The 14,608-nt window shown below is 74.2% G+C and carries 12 protein-coding genes and 1 pseudogene; 7 read left to right on the forward strand and 6 right to left on the reverse strand.

What is annotated here, in order from left to right:
• The first annotated feature begins 5 nt into the window (after positions 1-5).
• Positions 6-920 carry an SDR family oxidoreductase gene (locus ACQEUR_RS09255; RefSeq protein ID WP_433028396.1) on the forward strand — a complete coding sequence of 305 codons (915 nt, stop codon included), beginning with the start codon at positions 6-8 and terminating at the stop codon, positions 918-920.
• A 75-nt stretch (positions 921-995) separates the two neighbouring features.
• Here the strand turns inward: ACQEUR_RS09255 and ACQEUR_RS09260 are convergent, their stop codons facing one another.
• Complete coding sequence (locus ACQEUR_RS09260; protein ID WP_433028400.1) at positions 996-1,970, reverse strand: helix-turn-helix transcriptional regulator; 975 nt, start codon at positions 1,968-1,970, stop codon at positions 996-998.
• 113 nt (positions 1,971-2,083) lie between these two features.
• Between ACQEUR_RS09260 and ACQEUR_RS09265 the strand changes: the two genes are divergently transcribed.
• Both ACQEUR_RS09265 and ACQEUR_RS09270 read left to right on the forward strand, forming a co-directional pair.
• Positions 2,084-2,977, forward strand: coding sequence for an EI24 domain-containing protein (locus ACQEUR_RS09265; protein WP_433028403.1), 894 nt, complete (start codon positions 2,084-2,086; stop codon positions 2,975-2,977).
• Entirely contained in the window at positions 2,977-3,492 is a 516-nt protein-coding gene (locus ACQEUR_RS09270; RefSeq protein WP_433028406.1) for an O-acetyl-ADP-ribose deacetylase, read from the forward strand. The genes ACQEUR_RS09265 and ACQEUR_RS09270 overlap by 1 nt, the downstream gene beginning before the upstream one ends.
• A 103-nt stretch (positions 3,493-3,595) precedes the next feature.
• Here ACQEUR_RS09270 and ACQEUR_RS09275 read toward each other — a convergent pair whose 3' ends face one another.
• From ACQEUR_RS09275 to ACQEUR_RS09285, 3 genes are all read right to left on the reverse strand, one after another.
• Positions 3,596-4,606 (reverse strand): LacI family DNA-binding transcriptional regulator, encoded by a 1,011-nt coding sequence (locus ACQEUR_RS09275; RefSeq protein ID WP_433028409.1) that lies wholly within the window; start codon positions 4,604-4,606, stop codon positions 3,596-3,598.
• 51 nt (positions 4,607-4,657) lie between these two features.
• Positions 4,658-6,100 (reverse strand): GH1 family beta-glucosidase, encoded by a 1,443-nt coding sequence (locus ACQEUR_RS09280; RefSeq protein ID WP_433028412.1) that lies wholly within the window; start codon positions 6,098-6,100, stop codon positions 4,658-4,660.
• 500 nt (positions 6,101-6,600) lie between these two features.
• Complete coding sequence (locus ACQEUR_RS09285) at positions 6,601-7,362, reverse strand: maleylpyruvate isomerase family mycothiol-dependent enzyme (RefSeq protein ID WP_433028415.1); 762 nt, start codon at positions 7,360-7,362, stop codon at positions 6,601-6,603.
• A 64-nt stretch (positions 7,363-7,426) separates the two neighbouring features.
• On the opposite strand from ACQEUR_RS09285, the gene ACQEUR_RS09290 reads away from it, so the two are divergent.
• Positions 7,427-8,515, forward strand: coding sequence for a UDP-N-acetylmuramate dehydrogenase (locus tag ACQEUR_RS09290; RefSeq protein WP_433028418.1), 1,089 nt, complete (start codon positions 7,427-7,429; stop codon positions 8,513-8,515).
• A 7-nt stretch (positions 8,516-8,522) separates the two neighbouring features.
• Here ACQEUR_RS09290 and ACQEUR_RS09295 read toward each other — a convergent pair whose 3' ends face one another.
• Together ACQEUR_RS09295 and ACQEUR_RS09300 are read right to left on the reverse strand one after the other, a co-directional pair.
• The gene (locus ACQEUR_RS09295; RefSeq protein WP_433028421.1) at positions 8,523-9,296 is read right to left on the reverse strand and encodes a class I SAM-dependent methyltransferase; all 774 of its coding nucleotides are present in this window, start codon (positions 9,294-9,296) and stop codon (positions 8,523-8,525) included.
• Positions 9,297-9,367: 71 nt separating this feature from the next.
• Positions 9,368-10,147, reverse strand: coding sequence for an SDR family oxidoreductase (locus ACQEUR_RS09300; RefSeq protein ID WP_433028424.1), 780 nt, complete (start codon positions 10,145-10,147; stop codon positions 9,368-9,370).
• A 719-nt stretch (positions 10,148-10,866) separates the two neighbouring features.
• Between ACQEUR_RS09300 and mshA the strand changes: the two genes are divergently transcribed.
• The 3 genes and pseudogenes from mshA to ACQEUR_RS09315 form a co-directional block, all read left to right on the forward strand.
• On the forward strand, positions 10,867-12,240 hold the full coding sequence (gene mshA, locus ACQEUR_RS09305; RefSeq protein ID WP_433028427.1) for a D-inositol-3-phosphate glycosyltransferase: 1,374 nt from the start codon (positions 10,867-10,869) through the stop codon (positions 12,238-12,240).
• Positions 12,241-12,326: 86 nt separating this feature from the next.
• Positions 12,327-12,851: a YbjN domain-containing protein gene (locus ACQEUR_RS09310; protein ID WP_433028430.1), complete on the forward strand. Its 525-nt coding sequence runs from the start codon at positions 12,327-12,329 to the stop codon at positions 12,849-12,851.
• A gap of 849 nt (positions 12,852-13,700) precedes the next feature.
• Positions 13,701-14,243: pseudogene (locus ACQEUR_RS09315) on the forward strand (hypothetical protein); the annotation flags it as partial.
• Between the last annotated feature and the right edge of the window lie 365 nt (positions 14,244-14,608).

Consider the following 14,608-nt stretch of genomic DNA (forward strand, 5'->3'; position numbering starts at 1 on the left):
CCGGCATGACTGGAACGCTGACAGGAAAGGTCGCGCTCGTGGCAGGTGCGACCCGAGGGGCCGGCCGGCAGATCGCGGTGCAGCTCGGTGCGGCCGGCGCCACCGTGTACGCCACCGGGCGCAGCACCCGGGAGCGACGCTCGGAGCTGGACCGGCCGGAGACGATCGAGGAGACCGCCGAGCTGGTGACGGCGGCCGGCGGCGTCGGGATCGCCGTACGGGTCGACCACCTCGTTCCGGACGAGGTGCGGGCACTGGTCGAGCGGATCGACCGGGAGCAGGGCCGGCTGGACGTGCTGGTCAACGACGTGTGGGGGGCCGACCCGCTGATCACCTGGCACAAGCCGGTCTGGGAGCAGCCGCTCGACGCCGGCTTCCGGGCGCTCCGGCTCGCCGTCGACACGCACATCGTGACCAGCCACTTCGCGCTGCCGCTGCTGATCCGCCGGCCGGGCGGGCTGGTGGTCGAGGTCGGGGACGGCACCACCGCATACAACACCGCCACCTACCGGTTGTCGGTCTTCTACGACCTGGCCAAGATGTCGGTCAACCGGCTGGCCTTCAGCTGGGCGCACGAGCTGCGCGAGTACGGCGGCACCGCCGTGGCGCTCACCCCCGGCTGGCTGCGCTCGGAGGCGATGTTGGAGATCTTCGGCGTGACCGAGGAGAACTGGCGGGACGCCACGGTCGACCAGCCGCACTTCGTCATCTCGGAGACCCCGGCGTACGTCGGCCGGGCCGTCGCCGCGCTCGCCACCGACCCGGACCGGGCGCGCTGGTCCGGACAGTCGCTCTCCAGTGGCCAGCTCGCCCAGGTGTACGGGTTCACCGACCTCGACGGCAGCCAGCCGGACGCCTGGCGGTACATCGTCGAGGTGGAGAGCGCGGGCCGGCCGGCCGACGCCACCGGCTACCGCTGAGCTGTTAGGTGCTTAGGTGTTAGGCGTTAGGAAGGGGCCCTTCCTATACAAAAAGCGATAGGAAGGGCCCCTTCCTTACATGTAGAGCCGGGCGAGGCGGTGGGCCGCTTCGGCGAGTCTGGCCCGCAACCCCGGCGGGTCGAGCACCTCCACCTCCGGGCCGAGGGCCAGCAGTTGGGTGTACGCCACGTCGACCGACTCGACGGGCAGCCGGGTGACCACCCACCCCTGCCCGTCGGGCTCGCCGGCGCCGTCCAGTGCGGCAGCGACGGCCGGCGGCTCGGTGACGTGGCGCAGCGCGCGCAGGCCGGCCGGGCTGAGCCGTACGGTGATCTCGTCGGCCAGCATCTGCCGGACGAACCGGTCGGCCTGGGCGGTCCAGTGGCCGGCGAGGTCGAACGCCTCGTTCCGGGCGAAGGTGGCCTCGCCGACCTCGACGTCGAGGATCCGGTCCACCCGGTAGGTGCGGTGCTCCGCGCCGACCCGGGCGACGAGATACCAGCCGCCGCCCTTGAGCACCAGCCCGTACGGCTCGACCGTCCGGTCCACCTCCCGCTCCCGGCGCCGGTACCGCAGCTCGACCGTCCGGTCCTGCCACACCGCGCGGGCCAGCTCGGCCAGCCACGGCGGCGGGTCGGCGTCCCGGAACCAGCCGGGCACGTCCAGGTGGAACCGCCGGCCGGCCCGCGCCGAGGCGTCGCGCAGCCCGGACGGCAGCGCGGCGAGCACCTTGAGCTGCGCGGCGGCGACGACCTCGGTCAGTCCCATCTCGCCGGCCGGGCCGGGCAGGCCGGAGAGGAACAGCGCGTCGGCCTCGCTGCGGCTCAGCCCGGTCAGCCGGGTCCGGTAGCCGCCGAGCAGCCGGTATCCGCCGGCCCGGCCCCGGTCGGCGTAGACCGGGATGCCGGCGGCGCTGAGCGCCAGTACGTCCCGGTAGACGGTCCGCTCGGAGACCTCCAGCTCCCGGGCCAGTTCGGCCCCGGTCATCGTTCCCCGCGCCTGGAGGAGCAGGATCAGGGAGATCAGCCGGGCGGCGCGCACGTCCTCCATCCTGCCCCGCCGCCCGCGGGCCGGCCCCGGCCGGTTCACCCCGCACACCCCGACACCGCCGGTACGGCGGCGAACCGTGCCGTCTCCGGCGTCGCCGATTAGGCTTCCCGGTCGTGGACACCCCCGTGGCGGCCGGCCGGACCGGTCGGGCCCTCTCCGAATTCGGTACCGGCGTCGGGCTGCTGTTCCGGGGCCTGGCGATCTACGTACGCAATCCCGGGCTGATGCTGCTCGGCGTCGTACCGGCGCTGATCACCGGGACGCTCTACCTCGCCGGGTACGCCACCCTGGTCTACTTCGTCTCCGACCTCGCCGAACTCGTCACCCCGTTCGCCGACAGCTGGTCGGACACCACCCGCGACGGGGTACGCCTGATCGCCGCGCTCGCCTTCCTCGGCCTCGGCGGGCTGCTCGGGGTGCTCACGTTCGCGGCGGTGACGCTGCTGGTCGGCGACCCCTTCTACGAGCGGATCTCGGAGCGGGTGGAGGCCCGGTACGGCGGCGTGCCGGACGAGGTCGAGGTGCCCTGGTACCGGTCGATGCGGCGCAGCCTGGTCGACTCGCTGCGGCTGCTCGGCCGCTCGGCGCTGATCGGCGTGCCGCTCTTCGTCGCGGGCTTCATCCCGGTGGTCGGCCAGCTCGTGGTGCCGGTGGTCGCGGCGGCGGTCGGCGGCTGGTTCCTCGCCCTGGAGCTGGTCGGCGTGCCGTTCTACCGGCGCGGGATGCGGCTGCCGGACCGCCGCCGGGTGCTGCGGGCCAACCGTCCGCTCGCGCTCGGTTTCGGGGTCGCGGTCTTCCTCGGCTTCCTGATCCCGCTCGGCGCGGTGCTGGTGATGCCGGCCGCGGTCGCCGGAGCCGCGCTGCTGGCCCGCCGGTCCCTCGGCCAGTCCATCGAGGCGGCCGGTTCCGCCGGACCGACGGGCCCGCCGGCCCCGGCAATCGCCGGGGCCACGCCGGGCGCCCCGACCCCGGCCGCCGCGCCGACCGGACAGCTCGGGGGACGCTGATGGAGATCGTGCTGGTGCGGGGGGACATCACCGCCGAGCGGGTGGACGCGATCGTCAACGCGGCCAACTCGTCCCTGCTCGGCGGGGGCGGGGTGGACGGCGCGATCCACCGCCGGGGCGGACCGGCGATCCTGGCCGAGTGCCGGGCGCTGCGCGCCGACCGGTACGGCCGGGGCCTGCCGACCGGTCAGGCGGTGGCGACCACCGCCGGCGAGCTTCCCGCGCGTTGGGTGATCCACACCGTGGGGCCGGTCTGGTCCGCCGACGAGGACCGCTCGGCCCTGCTCCGCGACTGCTACACCAACAGTCTCGGGGTCGCCGACGACCTCGGTGCCACCTCGGTCGCCTTCCCGCTCATCTCGGCCGGCGTCTACGGCTGGCCGGTCGACGACGCGGTACGCCAGGCGCTGACCGCGCTCCGCGCGGCCCGGCCGGCGACCGTCGAGCAGGCCCGGCTGGTGCTCTTCGGCGCGGACACCTACGCGACCGCCGAGCGGATATCCACGCCGGGCTGAGCGGCCTCCGCGCTGGGGCCGACCTCCGCGTTGGGGCCGACCTCGCGTTGGGCTGAGCGTCGCCGGGCCGGGCCGGGTCGGGCGCCGGCGGGCCGGGTCGAGGTCAGGCGGAGACCCGGAGCACCAGCTCGGTGGGGAGCACCACGGCCCGGTCGATCTCCTCCCCGGCGGCGAGCCGGAGCAGTTGCCGGGTCATCGTCCGGCCCAGGTCCTGGATCGGCTGGCGGACGGTGGTCAGCGGCGGGTCGGTGTAACTGGCCATCTCGATGTCGTCGAACCCGATCACGGCCACGTCGTCGGGCACCCGGCGGCCGGCCTCGCGCAGCGTCCGCAGCGCCCCGTGGGCCATCAGGTCGGAGGCGACGAAGACCGCGTCCAGCCCCGGGTCGTCGTCCAGGAGCTGGCTCATCGCCACCGCACCCGACTCCCGGGTGAAGTCGCCGACCGCGACGATCGAGCGGCGGCTGGCGTCCCGCAGCACGCCGCGGTAGCCGGCCAGCCGCTCGATCCCGGCGACCATGTCCTGCGGGCCGGCGATGGTGGCGATCCGGCGCCGGCCGGAGTCGAGCAGGTACCGGATCGCCCTGGTCACCCCGCCGACGTGGTCCACGTCGACGTACGGCACCGGCGGCTGGCCGAGTGGGCGGCCGCAGCAGACCACCGGCAGCCCGGTCCGGGCGAGCATGCCGGGGAGCGGGTCGATGCCGTGCAGCGAGGCGAAGAGCACCCCGTCGACGTGCCCGCCCATGGCGTACCGCTCGACCCGTTCGTGGCTGGCCGTCGACTCGGCGAGGATCAGCACGAGCTGCTTGCCGGCGGCCTCCAGCTCCCGGCTGACCCCCCGGATGATGCCGGGAAAGACCTGGTCGTCGGAGAAGACCCGGGTGGCGGCTTCGGGCAGGATCAGCGCGACCGAGTCGGTCTGCTGGGTGACCAGGCTCCGGGCGGCCAGGTTGGGGACGTACCCCAGCTCCCGGACCGCCCGGCGGACCGCCTCCTGGATCGGCTCGGCGACGGTGGTGGAGCCGTTCACCACCCGCGACACGGTCGCCCGGGAGACGCCGGCCCGCCGCGCCACCGCCTCCAGCGTGGGCCGCTCACGAGCCGCCGTCATATGTCGCTCCCCACCTCGGCCACCGGCCCCCGCCCGGGTCGCCGGCGCCGTTCACAGGCCGTTGCGCCGGATCACCTCCCGGTACCACCGGGCGCTGTCCTTCGGCACCCGGCGCTGGGTCAGGTAGTCGACGTAGATGATCCCGAACCGCTTGCGGTAACCCTCGGCCCACTCGAAGTTGTCCAACAACGACCATACGAGATAGCCCCGCAGGTCGACCCCCTGGGAGATGGCCTCGTGGGCTGCCCGCAGGTGCCCGTCAAGATAGGCGATCCGGTCAACGTCCGGCACCCGCCCCGCCGCCTCCGCCTCGGAGCCGCCGCCGTCGTACTTGTCCTCGAAGGCGGCGCCGTTCTCGGTCACGAAGAGCGGCACCGCCGGGTAGTCCCGGGAGATCCGGGTCAGCACGGCGGTCATCCCGGCCGGCTCGATCATCCAGCCCATGTCGGTGAGCGGGCCGGCCGGCGGCAGGAACTCGATCCCCTCGGTGCCCGGGTAGGCGCCGCCGCCGCCGGCCGCGCCCGGCCGGGCGGCCAGGTAGGTCGGGGCGTAGTAGTTGACGCCGAGCACGTCGATCGGGGCGTTGATGATCTTCTCGTCGCCGCTGCGCAGGTAGCCCAGGTCGGTGAACCGGGAGACGTGGTCCAGCACGTCGGTCGGGTAGCGCCCCAGCAGCAGCGGATCGAGGAAGATCCGGTTGTGCAGCCCGTCGACCAGCCGTACCGCCGCGGCGTCCGCGGGGCTGGACGGGTCGGCGGGGAACGCGGCGACCGGGTTGAGGGTGACCCCGACGGTGCCGGCACCCGCCGCGCGCAGCGCCCGCACGGCCAGGCCGTGCCCGAGCAGCAGATGGTGTACGGCGGCGAAGGCGGCCGCCGGATCCCGCCGCCCCGGGGCGTGCAGCCCGTTGCCGTAACCGAGGTAGGCCGAGCACCACGGCTCGTTGAGGGTGGTCCAGGTGGTGACCCGGTCGCCGAGCCGGGCGTAGACCGCGGCGGCGTAGTCGGCGAAGTGTTCCGCGGTCTCCCGGTTGGTCCAGCCGCCCCGGTCCTCCAGGGCCTGCGGCAGGTCCCAGTGGTAGAGCGTGATGATCGGGTCGATCCCGCGCCCGCGCAGCTCGTCCACCAGCCGGTCGTAGAAGTCCAGCCCGCGGGGGTTGACCGGGCCGGAGCCGTCCGGCTTGATCCGCGGCCAGGCGATCGAGAACCGGTACGCCGCCAGGCCGAGATCCGCCATCATCGCCACGTCCTGCGGGTACCGGTGGTAGTGGTCGCAGGCGACGTCGCCGGTGTGCCCGGCGTAGACCTTGCCCGGCGTACGGCTGAAGGTGTCCCAGATCGACGGGCCGCGACCGTCGTCGCGGGCCGCCCCCTCGATCTGGTACGCGGCGGTGGCCGCGCCCCAGACGAAGCCCTCCGGGAACCGGTGTGTCACCTCCGTCCGCCGCAACAGTGCCGCCGGAGTGCCGGCCGTCGAAGAGTGGGTACCCGTCATGCCTTCACCGCGCCTTCCATGATTCCGCCGATGATCTGTCAAGCGAGGAGGGGTTCTTTCGGATCGTGGGGCACCGCGTACGGCCACTGAAATCGTTCCACGTCGCCATGAAGGTCAACAACCCGCTGGGGCGTCGCCGGGCGGTGCGGATGCCACCGTCGTTCCCGCGGACCGGTCCGCCGCCATGCTCCTCGACCGCCCTTCCCCCGTGTCCGTGTGGACCGTCCCCTTCGGACCGCTCGGCGCCGCCGTAGCCGAACCGCCGGACGACGACGACGTCGAGGGTCGCGCGGCCAGCGTCAGCTGATCGTGACCGGCGGTAGGGAGAGCGCTCTCACGAGAGCCTGACGGCGGCGGTCGACTGTGTCAAGCACGCGCCACCGATCGATGCCGAGATTCCCCGGGGCCCCTCCCGAGACTGATCGCGGTGATCAGGGAGTGGTTACCGCGACACGCCGTACGACACGCGGAACCGTCCCCTGATCATCGGGAGGTGGGGGTCAGCCGACGCGGAGGGCGGGGAGCAGGTTGGGGTCGCCGGCCACGTCGAGGACGTCGAAACCCAGCCGACCCCAGAGGGCCAGCAGGAGGTCGCTGGCGGTGCCGGAGACGTGCGCCCGGGCGTGGTGGTCGTCGCTGTCCAGCAGGGTGTCGGTGTCCAGCAGCGCGACGCCCTCGCCGCGCAGCCGCAGGTACCACTCCTGGCCGGCGTCGGTCGCGACCAGTTGGACGACGCCGTGTGCCCCCTCGGGCGAGACGCGCCTGCCGGCCGGCAGCAGGGTGTCCAGCACCTCGCCGACGCCGTCGGCGGCGAGCTTGGCCTCGATCGGTTCGCCGACCGCCGCCGCCATCTGCGCGTCCCAGCGGTGCACCACGGTCTCCACCGCGAGCCGGCGGTGCCAGAACCCGACCCGCTTCGGCTGGGGTGCCCAGTTCCACGCCGGGGCCTCCGGGTCCAGCGCGTCCAGCACCACCATGAGCTGGTCGAACTCCTCGCGCCACCACTGCACCACGGCGGAGCCGGTGGGCAGGCCGTCCGGCACGGCGAGCGGGGCCGGCCGCTCGGTGCCGCCCTGCTGGGCGATGCCCCGCACCCGCCGGTAGACCGAGCCCAGGTGGTGGACGAGGTCCGTCATGGTCCACTCGGGACAGGACGGCACGGTGATGTCGAGCGGCGCCTCCGCGATCGCCGCGCCGAAGGCGGGCCCCTCGGCGCGCAGGGCGCCCATCCAGAAGTCCTTGGTGCCGTGCAGTCTGCTCATGACGATCCTCCCGCGCCACCGGGCCGCCACCGGCCGGGCCGCCTCTCAGCCTAGGGTGAATGGCGTGCCAGACGTTAGCGCCAGACCGACAACCGCCACCGGCCCCACCGACCCGACGCGGTTGGCCGGCTATACGACCCTGCGGCTGGGCGGTGCGCCCGCGCGCCTGGTGGTGGCCGAGCAAACGGATGAAATCGTACAAAGCGTACGGGAAGCCGAGGCGCTCGGGCAGCGGATCATGGTTCTCGCGGGCGGCAGCAACGTGGTGGTCGCCGACGAGGGTTTCCCCGGCACCGTGGTGCTGGTCCGCTCCCGGGGCATCCGGGTGCTCGCCGAGACCGACGACGCGGTCAGCATCCGGGTGGCGGCCGGTGAGCCCTGGGACGACCTGGTCGCCGCCACCGTCGAGGCCGGCTGGTCCGGCGTGGAGTGCCTCTCCGGCATCCCCGGCTCGGCCGGGGCCACCCCGATCCAGAACGTCGGCGCGTACGGGCAGGAGGTCGCCGAGACCGTCACCGGCGTCGAGGTCTACGACCGGGTCGCCGGCGAGGTGCTGCGGATGACCGCCGAGGAGTGCCGGTTCGGCTACCGGTCGAGCGTCTTCCGGCACAGCGACCGGTGGACGGTGCTCAGCGTCGACTTCCGGCTGGCCCGGTCCCCGCTCTCCGCACCGGTGCGCTACGCCGAGCTGGCCCGCGCGCTCCGGGTGGAGGTCGGCGACCGGGTGCCACTGGCCGACGCCCGGGCCGCCGTACGGGGGCTGCGCGGCGGCAAGGGCATGGTGCTGGACCCGGCCGACCCGGACACCCGCTCGGTCGGCTCGTTCTTCACCAACCCGGTGCTCGACGCGTCCGCGTACGAGGCGCTGCGGGAGCGCGCCGCCGACCTCGGGGAACCGCCCTCCTGGCCCGGCCCCGGCGGCGTGGTGAAGGTCAGCGCCGCCTGGCTGATCGACAAGGCCGGCTTCGCCAAGGGCTACCGGGGGGCCGGCGGGGTGGCCATCTCCAGCAAGCACACCCTGGCGCTGACCAACGCCGACGGCGGCTCCACGGCGGCGCTGCTGGCGCTGGCCCGGGAGATCCGCGACGGCGTGCACGACCGGTTCGGTGCGACCCTGCACCCGGAACCGGTGCTGGTCAACTGCGCGCTCTGAGCGCCCGTCACCACCCCGCGCCGGACGGGGCCACCGCCGCCCAGGCCACCGTCACCTCACCGAGGCGCCACCGGGCCGGCCGGTCCAGCACCGGCCAGCCGTCCGCGCGGACCCGTTCGACGGTACGGACCCAGCGCTGCCGCGGCCCGAACGTCGCGTACGGGGCGGCGGCCCGCCAGCCCTCGTCCAGGGCCCGGACCAGCGCGTGTACGCCGGTGCCCGGCACGTTGTGGTGGATCAGCGCCTTGGGCAGCCGCTCGGCGAGCGTGCCCGGGGTGTCCAGGGTGGCCAGCCGGGCGGCCAGGGTCAGCGAGCGGGGCCCCGCCGCGTCCAGGAGCAGCCAGGCGGCGAGCCGCCCCAACTCGTCACAGGTCCCCTCCACCAGCACCCCACCCGGGCGCAGCGCCCCGGTCATGCTCCGCCAGGCCGGTGCCACCTCCGGCTCGGCGTACTGGCGCAGCACGTTGAACGCCCGTACCAGCACCGGGCGCAGCCCGGCCAGCTCGAACCCGCCCAGCCCGAAGGTCAGCCCCGGCGGGTCGGCTGCGGGCGCGGCGGCGGCCACCCGTACCGGATCGATCTCCAGCCCGACCACCCGGACGTCCGGCCGGGCCGCGGCGGCCAGCCGGGCGCGCAGCTCGACCACGGTGACCGGGCTGGCGCCGTAGCCGAGGTCGACCACGAGCGGGTCCGGGGCGTCGCGGAGCAGGTCCGCGCAGGTCGCCGCGATCCAGTTGTCCACCCGGCGCAGCCGGTTGGCGTTGGTGGTGCCCCGGGTCACCGCGCCGACGGGGCGCGACGCCGGGGTCCCGGCGCCGCCCGACCGCGACCGTGCGGCGGGCACCGGTCGCCTCAGCCCTCGGTGTCCGGGGCGACCCGGTGCACCTTGTGCTGCGACGCCTGGGCCAGCGGGCGGACCACCAGCCGGTCCACGTTGACGTGGTGCGGCCGGGTGGCGCACCAGGCGACGCAGTCGGCGACGTCGTCGGCGACCAGCGGCTCGGCGACACCGGCGTAGACCGCCGCCGCGCGCCGCGCGTCGCCGCCGAAGCGGGTCAGGGAGAACTCCTCGGTACGCACCATGCCCGGGTCGATCTCGATCACCCGGACCGGTCGCCCGCAGAGTTCCAGCCGCAGGGTCCCGGCCATCGCGGTCTCGGCGTGCTTCGCCGCGGTGTAGCCGCCGCCGCCCTCGTAGACGCCGAGGCCGGCGGTGGAGCTGACCACCACCACGGTGCCCGCACCGGAGGCCTCCAGGGCCGGCAGCAGCGCCTGGGTGACCCGCAAGGTGCCGAGCACGTTGACGTCGTACATCCACTGCCAGTCGGCGACCGACCCCGACTCGACCGGATCGAGCCCGCGGGCGCCGCCGGCGTTGTTGACCAGCAGGGTGACCGGTCCGGGCAGCTCGGCCGCGGCGGCCGCCAGCTCGGCCACCGAGGCGTCGGAGGTGACGTCGCAGGCCTGGGCGGTGGCCGTGCCACCGGCCCGGCGGATCTCCTGGACGAGGCTGGCGAGCCGGTCGGCGCGGCGGGCGGCGACGAGCACGTGGAAGCCCTCGGCGGCGAGCCGCCGGGCGGTGGCGGCGCCGATCCCGCTGGACGCGCCCGTGACGATCGCGACGGAGGTCATCGGGCCATTCTGGCCCACCCGGATCGCCCCCGCCGCCGGCCCCCGCCCTCCGCCGCCGGCCCCGCCCCCGCCCCCGCCGCCGGCCCGGCCAGTCGGTCGGTCGGGCGGGCGAATGCTCCTGTCCTGGCCGAGCAGGACGGTCGTGGCGCCTGTAGAGCTGCCCCGTCTGTGCGCCCACTGGCGCGGAGACCGCGCAGCAGGGCCGGCCGCGCGCTTGTAGAGCTGCCCCGTCTGTGCGCCGACTGGCGCGGAGACCGCGCAACAGCGCCGGCCGCGGCCTGTAGAGCTGCCCCGTCTTGGCGCGGAGACTTCGCAACGGTGCTGGCTGCGCGCCTGTAGAGCTGCCCCGTCTGTGCGCCCACGCCCGCGGCAGCCCGGCAAGACGCAGCCCGGCAAGACGCAGCCCGGCAAGGCGCGGGCCGGCAAGGCGCGGGCCGGCAAGGCGCGGGCCGGCAAGGCGCGGGCCGCGCCGGCGGATGCGCCGCTGTCCCGTTGGTGCGCCCAGGTCTACAGCGGTTCATTCCGCAGCTCAACGGCGGGTACGGCCCGGACGCGGAGAGAGGTCCGTCACCCTGTGGGCCGCTCCGGACGAATTGCCAGGGGCGAATCGGGAAGATGACATCCGCCGCAGTGGTTGCCTTTTGGGGCGCCCCGGTCGAGCGGACATGGCCGTCCCGGTCGTGCGGGCATGACGTAACACCGTGACAGAAGGAGCGGACGTGGCGGATCTGCACACCGGCCTGGCCCGGCAGCGAGGTTGCCAACCGTGGCCGATGCCTCGACGGATCGCGACCCTCTCCGTACACACCTCACCGTTGCACCAACCCGGCACCGGGGACGCCGGTGGGATGAACGTCTACATCGTCGAGGTCTCCCGACGGCTCGCCGAGGCGGGCGTCGAGGTGGAGATCTTCACCCGCGCCACGTCGAGCGAGCTGCCGGCGGTGGTCGAGATGGCGCCCGGCGTGTGGGTCCGGCACATCACCTCCGGGCCGTTCGAGGGGCTGGCCAAGGAGGAGCTGCCGAGCCAGCTCTGCGCCTTCACCACCGGCGTACTGCGGGCCGAGGCCGCCCGCCCACCCGGCTTCTACGACCTCATCCACTCGCACTACTGGCTCTCCGGGCAGGTCGGCTGGCTGGCCAAGGAGCGCTGGGGGGTGCCGTTGGTGCACACCGCGCACACCCTGGCCAAGGTGAAGAACGCCCGGCTTGCCGAGGGGGACCGCCCCGAGCCGAAGGCCCGGGTGATCGGCGAGGAGCAGGTGGTGGCCGAGGCCGACCGGCTGGTGGCCAACACCGCCGTCGAGGCGCGCGACCTCATCGCCCGGTACGACGCCGACCCGGTACGGGTCGGGGTGGTCGAGCCCGGCGTGGACCTGGACCGCTTCACCCCGCCGGAGCGTGGGCGGGAGGTGGCGGACCGGCTCGCCGCCCGGCGCCGCCTGGGGCTGCCCGAGCGAGGGCTGATCGTGGCGTTCGTCGGCCGCATCCAGCCGCTCAAGGCGCCGGACGTGCTGCTGCACGCGCTCGCCGCACTGCGGGCCCGGGATCCCGAGCTGGCCGGCCAGGTGACCGTGGTGATCGCCGGTGGGCCCAGCGGCAGCGGACTGGACCGGCCGACGGCCCTGATCGAGCTGGCCGGGAGGCTCGGCGTCACCGACGCCGTGCGGTTCCTGCCGCCGCAGACCGGGGACGACCTGGCCGCCACGTACCGGGCCGCCGACCTGGTCGCGGTGCCGTCGCACAACGAGTCGTTCGGCCTGGTCGCCCTGGAGGCACAGGCCTGCGGTACGCCGGTGGTGGCCGCCGCGGTGGGCGGGCTGGTCACCGCGGTACGCGACGGGGTGAGCGGGATGCTGGTCGACGGGCACGACCCGGTCGACTGGGCCCGGATGCTCGCCAGCCTGCTCGCCGCGCCCGCGCGCCGGGCCGAGTTGTCCCGGGGCGCCGTCGAGCACGCCCGCAACTTCTCCTGGTCCCGTACGGCCAGCGGGCTGCTCACGGTCTACCGTGAGGCGGTGGCGGAACAGCGCAACCGGCTCACCGCGCAACTGGCGGACGACGCGACGGTGATCCCGCTGGCGGCCTGCTGAGCCGTCAGCCGTCAGCCGGGCGGATGAGCGCCGGCGGGGCGGACCGGTCGGGCCGGGACGGCCCACGGAACACGGAGGTGGGCAGGGTGCCAAGCCGCGCCGAGATCGGTCGGCTCGTGGAGTCGGTCTGCGCCGAGCGGGAGCTGACCGTCGAGTCGACCGGCGAGTTCTCGTACGTCGTGACGCTGCCCGGCACGCACAAGCTCAGGACGGCCTGCAATCTGATCGTCGGGGAGCACGCGCTGCGGATCGAGGCGTTCGTGATGCGCCAGCCGGACGAGCGGCGTGAGGAGCTCTACACCTGGCTGCTCCAGCGCAACGCCCGGATGTACGGGGTGGCGTTCTCGGTGGACGCGGCCGGCGACGTCTACCTCACCGGTCGGGTGGGCCTGGCCGGGGTGACCGAGGAGGAACTGGACCGGCTGCTCGGCTCGGTGCTCACGTACGCGGACGAGTCCTTCGACACGATGTTGGAGATCGGGTTCGGGTCGGCGATCCGCCGGGAGTGGGACTGGCGGGTCAGTCGGGGCGAGTCGGTGGCGAACCTCCGGGCGTTCGCGCACCTCTTCGAACGCTCAGCTGTCGACGAATCGGATTTGGACCGCCCCTGACGGGTATGCGCGCCCCTGGCGGCACCGGCACGCAGTGATGACCTGCGCCGCCTGCCGAGGACAGACTGTCATAGGGAGCGTGAGAACCTCATGGCCCAGCGGAACAGTTCCGGTCGCGGCGCAACCGCGACCGCGACCAAGCGCCGGCCCAGCAGCACGGCCGAGATCAGCGAGAACAAGATCGGTCAGATGAAGGCCGATGACATCCGGGGGCAGCTCAAAAAGCGGGGCGTCACGGGAATTTCCGCGCTCCGCAAGCCCGACCTGGTGAAGAGCCTGGTCCGTACCCTCCGGGCGGAGAGCCGGGGCGGCACCGCGGCGAAGAAGACCGGTGCGGCACCCGCGAAGCGCGCCACCCCGGCGAAGAAGGCGGCCGGGCAGCGGGCCACCGCGAAGCGGACCGCGGGCACCAAGGCGGCTGCGAAGAAGGCGCCGGCCAGCCGGGCAACGGCCAAGAAGGCCCCGGCCAGCCGGGCGACGGCCAGAAAGGCGCCGGCCAGCCGGGCGACGGCCAGAAAGGCGCCGGGTACCCGGGCGGCGGCGAAGAAGGCGCCGGCCCGCAAGACGGTCGCGGCTCGGAAGAGCACCGGTACCCGGCAGACGGTCACCGCCCGACAGGGCACGAGCGCGCGGAAGACCGCCGCGAAGAAGGCCCCGCCGGGGCGGGCCGCCGGGGCGCGGAAGGCCACCGGGGCCAGCGCGGGCGCCAGGGCGACAGGTGCCCGCAAGGCGACGGGTGCCCGCAAGGCGACGGGTGCCCGCAAGACGACGGGTGCCCGCAAGACGAGCGGGGCGAAGGCGACGGGCGCCCGGGCCACCGGGGCGAAGGCCACCGGGGCCAAGGCCACGACGGCGAGGGCGGCGGGCGCACGCAAGAGTGCCGGCACGAAGGCGACGCCGGCCAGGGCGGGCGCCGCGAGGAACGCCCCGGCGAAGAAGGCCCCGGCGAAGAAGTCCCCGGCAAAGAACGCCCCGGCGGGCAAGGCCACCGGCGCCCGGAAGGCGGCCACCGGCGGTGGCCAGGGCCAGCAGGGCGGCGGCGTGTCCCGGTCCCTGAAGTACTCCCAGCCGATCTCCTCGCCTCAGGACCAGCCGGAGCGCCCGGGGCGAAGCCTGGTGACCCGCGACCACGATGTGATCCGGCGGTGGGCGGAGGGCCGGAACGCGCAGCCGGCGACCATCGAGGGGACCGAGCGGGAAGGCCGACTCGGGGTGCTGACGTTTGACTTCCCGGGTTGGCGGGAAGGGGGCAGGCTGCGGCCGGTCAGCTGGGACGAGTGGTTCCACACCTTCGACCTTCGCGGTCTCAATTTCATCTATCAGGAGCAGCTTTCCGACGGCCGGAAGAGCAATTTCTTCCGTACCGAGTCGCCGGAGCGCGAGGACGGATGAGGGCCGGGAATGCGGTAGGACTGCCCGGCGGTTGTGGTTTGTGAGGTGCTGGAACGTGCCCGTACCACCCGGTGTGACCGGCGAGACAGAGAGCCCGGGTTGTGCGGCCGATCCGGCGACAACTAACGTTATTGCCCGCGCCACGCTCGGAAACGTTCGGGGGAGCGGCGGATCGAACAGATCCGTGCACCGAGCGACGGCGTTGGGGGACGGGTGGCACTTATGCCGTTGGGGGACGGCGCCACCTGTAACCGGCGGTGTGTGCGGGCGACGCTTACGGGGGTGAGCGTCGCCCGCCGCCGCCGGGCCATTCTTCCCACAAATGGTTCCGGTGTCGGTTTTCCGTCACCAATAGCGCGGGTGTC

It is taken from the genome of Plantactinospora sp. CA-290183 (genome assembly GCF_050936375.1).
Taxonomy (GTDB): domain Bacteria; phylum Actinomycetota; class Actinomycetes; order Mycobacteriales; family Micromonosporaceae; genus Plantactinospora.